The organism is Peribacillus sp. NPDC096540 (assembly GCF_050278525.1).
Taxonomy (GTDB): Bacteria; Bacillota; Bacilli; order Bacillales; family DSM-1321; genus Peribacillus.
In genome coordinates this window covers 39527-45526 of record NZ_JBNNTG010000035.1, presented here as the reverse complement: position 1 = coordinate 45526, position 6000 = coordinate 39527, and the positions used below count along the sequence as shown (strand labels likewise).

Here is a 6000-nt window from a genome sequence, read left to right as displayed (position 1 = left end):
GAGTGCCCTACGTTCCAATCAACGTTCAAATTGTACAAGCCATAAAAAAACTGTAGGCAAACTCGATTTTCATCGAGTTTGTCTACAGTCTGAACTCTCCTATACTGGGAGAGGTGTTTTTTATCCAACAAGTAGGCGATTTGTGTAATAAGCCAAGGATTCATTTCTAATTAGGAAGAACAAATCCTGATCGATAAAAGGAATTAGTTCCTCGGCAATATTCCATGCATTGACTTCTATTTGATAAAGGATATCTGGATTTTCCGTACCGGATAACTCATCACTCAGCATAGCAAGATGCGGATCTAACGCGTGACCTAGCTCATGGGTGAGTCATATTCAATGACTTCACTCTCTTTATTAGTAATTTATATTTCAGAAATAATTATATCATTCTCATTTTGATGCACACCTTGCTTAGATAGCCGAATTACTTGATTTTCTGTGAAATGTTCCAATACATGTTGGTGACATGTAAAAAAGAAAATTTGCCGCTTTTCCGACACCTTCTTCAATAATTCAAGCATCCGTTTTGTCCTTACCCCGTCAAAATTAACAAAACTATCATCAATGATGAGTGGGAATGAATCATCCTCAAAAGTATGATCAGCAAGCGCTAGCCTTAAGGAAACATAAATTTGCTCTGCTGTTCCACGGCTGACCTCCTCAGCACTGAAACTCAAGCCATCACTGCGCTCTACCCAAAGTCCATCACCTGACTGTTCAAGGTTTATCTTCCTATAGCGCCCATTTGTTAAAAATGCAAAATGTTGTTCTGCTTCAGCGATGACCTTCGGGAGACGTTCCCGTTTATATCGGTCTAAGGTTTTATTTAATAAGCTTTTGGCTATGGCAAATTTTGCCCATTCCTTAGCTTCCTCGTTAAAAGCCGCTTTTTCTTCATAAAAATGATGAAGTAAATCGTCATAAATACCTGAAGCCTCAAGCTGTTTGATTCTTTGCTTCGTATCGGACCGCTTCTCCAATAAAAGTGATTTTTCCTTTACTAAATCCTTACGCTTTTGTTCCAATTTTTCAAGAGTATATGTGCTGATTCCCTGTTTATAGAGAGTTTGAATCAGTTCAGACTGCATTCGGGATTGCCCTATTTGAATGTTTAGCAAATCATATTGTTTTTGCAACATGACTTTCTCCTCAGACAAGACCGCGTTTTGACGAAACTCTTCCTCACCCTTAACATGCGCTATGGCAAAAAGCTGTTCCTTTTCCACATCAAGATAGTCTTTTTCTATCGACAGCCGCTCTATTTCATTCGTTAAACGGCTCAGTTCCTGCATCCATTGTGTAAGTTGAACGTTTTTTTCCATCGTATTGTTTATTTCTCGTTTCAAAAGGCTGATTGCGTCCCTCCAAGTGGAGGGCTCCAGACCAATCCCTAGAGCAAATCGAAATAAAGACTCCGATTTACCTTCAAACTCTGAATGTAAAAATTGATATTGTCTGATTTTTTCATGTTTCCTTTCAACGGCTTCCTTCCACTTCTCAAGCAATTCAAATACGGATTCAAGATTGATTTCCACTCCGGAATAAGGCAAACCCCAGCCATTAATGATGGTGCTCACCTCTTTATTTAGTCGGTCCCTGCTTGCTTCCCAGGCGGCGTATTCCTGGATAGTCGTTTCGAAGGCTTCCTCTCGCTCTTCATATTTAAACCGTTCATTTTCGAGCTGCCTTTGAAGACGGTAATCTTGTTCCAGCAGTTGCCCCATCGACTCTCCTTCAATCTCTCTGTTAGTTTTTGCCTCACTCTCAAATACAGCCCTTTTCCTTTTCGCTTCATCAAGTTGACGGGTAAACCCGGACAATATATCATCCCCCTTGAACAAAGACCTAGAAACTGCAAACAAAACGGCCGCTGTCAGAAGTATACTTCCTACTAATATCTGGTCACTGAAAAAGCTTCCTATTGCACCCAAACAAAAAAGTCCTATTAAACTGCCATTTATGAGCAGCGAACGTTTGCGATTATTCTCCTCCTTCTTCTTCTGTAATTTCAATTGTTTTTCAAGCTCCACAATTTGCTCATCAAGAAGCAGGATTTTAGCTTCTTCAGAACCGGTACTATTCTGCTTATTATATAAAGACTCCAGCTTGTTTCTTTTTTCTTCTGTCAATAGCTGTTGCTTTATCTCCTTCAAGCGTGCTTCCGTCGTTTCTAGATTCCCTTTTTGTAATCCATATTTTTCATCGAGCTGTCTTTTATCATTTTGCAGACGATGCTTCTCCCTCTCTGCTTTTTTTACCTTTTCCTTATTGAATGTACTAATATCGAGTTTCCTGATTTCTTCATCAGAAACATCCCAGAATAATTCCTGCTTTACCTTTTCAATATTCTTTTCTTCCATCAGCCTTTCATGTTCCGCTTTGCGCATGTCCAACTCAAGCTTATCTAGCAATGACCCTTGGTCGATTGCATGTTCGATCCGTTCTTTATGATCCTTGATAAACGGGTTGATCTCGATTTGTACTAGATTTTGTTCAAGTTGCTCTACCTTCTCAGTCAAGGCGGCTAGTTGGGCATTAATTGGCATTCCAACTGCTTGTAACTGTTCAAACCTTTTTAAACCATCAACAGGAAAACTGACATCCTTAATCTTACTGTGTCTTGATTCAATTTCTTCCCGTTCCTCAAGCAACGGTTTAATTCGTAAAAAAGTACTCGAGTTAACATGGCTTACCTCTATCTCTTGGATCTGGTCCGTGATTTCAGAAAGTTCACCTGTAAGTTTTGTTTCTTCCAGCAGTAAAGCCGTATATGTCTTTTGTTCATCTTCTGCCGCTTTCACCTTTTTTTGCACTTCTCTGAGTTCTTTTAATCTGACATTTAGTAGAGGTTTATGACCTGATGGCTTGAACCTGAGATCCAACTCTTTTTGCAGCTTCGTTTCTGCCTCGAGAAGTTTATCGTTCCCAATCAGCCCGGCTGAAAGCAAATATTTACTCATGGTTCCTTCACTGAGTGTATGTAATCCCTGCAGACCCTGAAGGTCGAAAGAAAAAATGGCTTGGTAATAGTTTTTATCAACTCCATGGAGAATATCATTCAGTTCTTGCTCGCCTCCAACCCTCCCGTTTTCGAACGTCACTTTCACATCACCGGTGGCTTTTCCCTTCACCCGTTCAATAAAGATTTCCCCGTCCTGTTTTGTGATGAGAGTGAGTCTCCCGCCATATTTGGCATGCATTTTAGGCTCGTAACGCGGTTCATTTTGAACTTTTGTTGGAAACCCAAAAAGAATACTATGAATGAAAGACATGATTGTGGATTTGCCCGATTCATTTTCTCCAAAGAAGATTTGCAGCTGTTTCATTTCTGGAAAACGTTGATTTTCCAGTTTGCCATAACCATAAACATGGAGGTCTTTAATTATCAAACCATTTTCCTCCTTTTTATAAATATCCTTTTGATTCAAAAACCTGCAAAAGCCATCTTTCTGCTTCATCCATAAGCTCCTGCTGCTCTTCTACCTCTAAGGAATCAAGGAATCTTCTTGCTCCTGGCTGCTTATAAAGCGGTGCCAGGGCAGTCTCAATATCCTCAAATTCAGAAGCAAGCATTGATATTTCAGCCACAAACGGCGTTATTTTTTCTCTCGAACTTACCACGGATATAGGCTGAATGATTTTGATTCTATACAGCCAAACAAACGACTCACCTTGCTCCTCATCCTGTAAAATCCTGGTCAATTCTTCAAGAATTTCACCATAATAGTTTACTGAACCTACAACATCCAACTTTATCTCTAAAAGATAGCATCTACCATCGAAGCGCTTTTGCTCAAGAACACCCTTGCATGCCTTATACAGAGCATCAAAATTTGAATCTGCAGAAATTTTTATTGTTTCACTTTCCCATATCACCCAGGAGGTTTCGATAAAGGAATGTCGCTTAGTGTCACCGTCCAGTTCAACTAGTAGGCAGCCTTTTACACCGGACTCCTTCCGATTCCTCCCTTGAATATTCCCAGGGTAAATTACAAGCGGGTTTTCTGAAACCACCTGATGCTTATGAATATGGCCTAATGCCCAGTAATCAAAATCTTTGGCCGCAAGTTCCTTTAGAGAAAAAGGAGCATAAGGGCTATGCTCAGAATTTCCCTCTAGGTTGCCATGAAGCAGACCGATATGGTAATCTGCCCCTTCAGCTTTTATGTATGTTTCGATCATTCGCTCTGTTACATGGCGCCGTGGATAACTAAATCCATAAAGGTGGACAGACGTTCCATCGCTTTTTTGAAACAATTTCGCTTCCGTTTGCCCCGAAAAAACGTGAACATTTCCCGGAAGCTCCACCTTTACCCATGAGCCGCTGAGATGATCATGATTTCCGTGAATGATAAAGGCAGGAATCTGGTGTTGCTGAAGTTTTTCCATTTCGCTTCGAAAGCGGACCTGTGTCCGAAGACTTCGATTTTCGCCATCAAATAAATCCCCCGATAACACAATAAAGTTAACCTGATGGAAAATTGCCTCATTAATCATTTTTTGAAAGGCCTTAAAAGGACTTTCTCTCAATTCCCTTAATAAAGTTGGCGGCATATCCTTCAATCCGGAAAAAGGACTATCCAAATGTAGATCGGCCGCATGAATGAACTTCACACTGCTCACTAAAATCACCTCGGTTCCTAAATCAATTTACTTTTATTTTAACATAAACAGAACATACTTTCCCATTCGATTCACAGTACTGCCGTTATAGTAATGGATCGGGATAACCAGTATCGACAAATTTACGAGAAAAAAGACCGAATGGCAGACACTTTGTTTCGTGCACAGCATTCGGTCTCTACTATTTATTTAAAAATATCCATACTTAAGTAACGTTCACCATTATCGGGTGCAATACAAAGGACACGTTTTCCAGTGCCAAGTCGACGAGCTTCCTGAAGGGCAGCCCAGACAGAGGCGCCACTAGAAGGCCCGATTAATATACCTTCCTTCGCAGCCATATCCTTCATCGTTGAAATCGCATCCTCATCTGCCGCTTGCACAATTTCATCAAACACTTCGGTATTTAAAATGCTAGGTACAAAACCAGGGCTTGTACCTACCAGCTTATGGGGACCTGGCTCCCCTCCTGAAAGAACAGGAGAACCTTTAGGCTCGACAACGACGACCCTTAAATCAGGAAGTTGTTCTTTTAACGCTTCACCCGTTCCTGTAATCGTTCCACCTGTTCCAGCAGTTGCGACAAACACGTCTAACTTGCGGTCCATCTGCTCTAAGATCTCGACCGCTGTCGTTACTCGGTGGATATCAGGATTGGCTTTGTTTTCAAATTGTTGAGGAATAAAGCTATTCGGAATCTCTGCAGCAAGTTCTTCAGCTTTACGAATCGCACCTGGCATCCTTTCTGACGCAGGAGTGAGGACAACCTCCGCTCCGTATGCTTTTAATATGTTAATTCTTTCTTTTGACATATTATCCGGCATAATCATAATAGCCCGATAGCCTTTTGCTGCAGCATTCATTGCAAGTCCGATACCTGTATTTCCAGAGGTCGGTTCAATGATTGTTGCCCCCTGTTGGATGATTCCATCCAGTTCAGCCTGCCTTATTAAGTTAAAGGCAGCCCGATCTTTTACGCTGCGGCTCGGATTAAAATATTCAAGTTTCACATATACTTCCGCGTCACCCTCCGCCGTTAAATGATTAATTCTAACAACTGGTGTATCTCCTATCAATTCCGTGATATTATTTACGATTTTTACTGTCATTCAAAAAAGTCTCCTTTCGGCCTATACACATTCTAAATTCCTCTGTCTTCTTCATTATTATATCATTTATGATTTTTTGTTTTAAAGAAAGAATTCCGCTTGAACAAATAGGTTTAGTTCTTATTTTGTCCAAATAAGGGGCAAAATAAAAAGCTAACTCATAGGGCCCTGAAGGCTATAGAGTAAACTACCTTAATTTATCAGTTTCGAACTCTTATAAAGCTTTTCGATATATTTCTTTTCAATACTAAGGATGTATCCA

General features: G+C 40.5%; 3 protein-coding genes. All 3 read right to left on the bottom strand.

What is annotated here, in order from left to right; all coding sequences use genetic code 11:
• Window positions 1–368: 368 nt before the first annotated feature.
• The 3 genes from ACQKMR_RS23220 to cysK all read right to left on the bottom strand — a co-directional run bounded on the left by ACQKMR_RS23220 (window position 369) and on the right by cysK (window position 5738).
• Window positions 369–3464: an AAA family ATPase gene (locus ACQKMR_RS23220; RefSeq protein ID WP_427699400.1), complete on the bottom strand. Its 3096-nt coding sequence runs from the start codon at window positions 3462–3464 to the stop codon at window positions 369–371.
• Window positions 3412–4629, bottom strand: coding sequence for a metallophosphoesterase family protein (locus ACQKMR_RS23215; protein WP_427699399.1), 1218 nt, complete (start codon window positions 4627–4629; stop codon window positions 3412–3414). Before ACQKMR_RS23215 ends, ACQKMR_RS23220 begins: the two co-directional genes overlap by 53 nt.
• A gap of 185 nt (window positions 4630–4814) precedes the next feature.
• Window positions 4815–5738 (bottom strand): cysteine synthase A, encoded by a 924-nt coding sequence (gene cysK / locus ACQKMR_RS23210; RefSeq protein ID WP_427699398.1) that lies wholly within the window; start codon window positions 5736–5738, stop codon window positions 4815–4817.
• Between the last annotated feature and the right edge of the window lie 262 nt (window positions 5739–6000).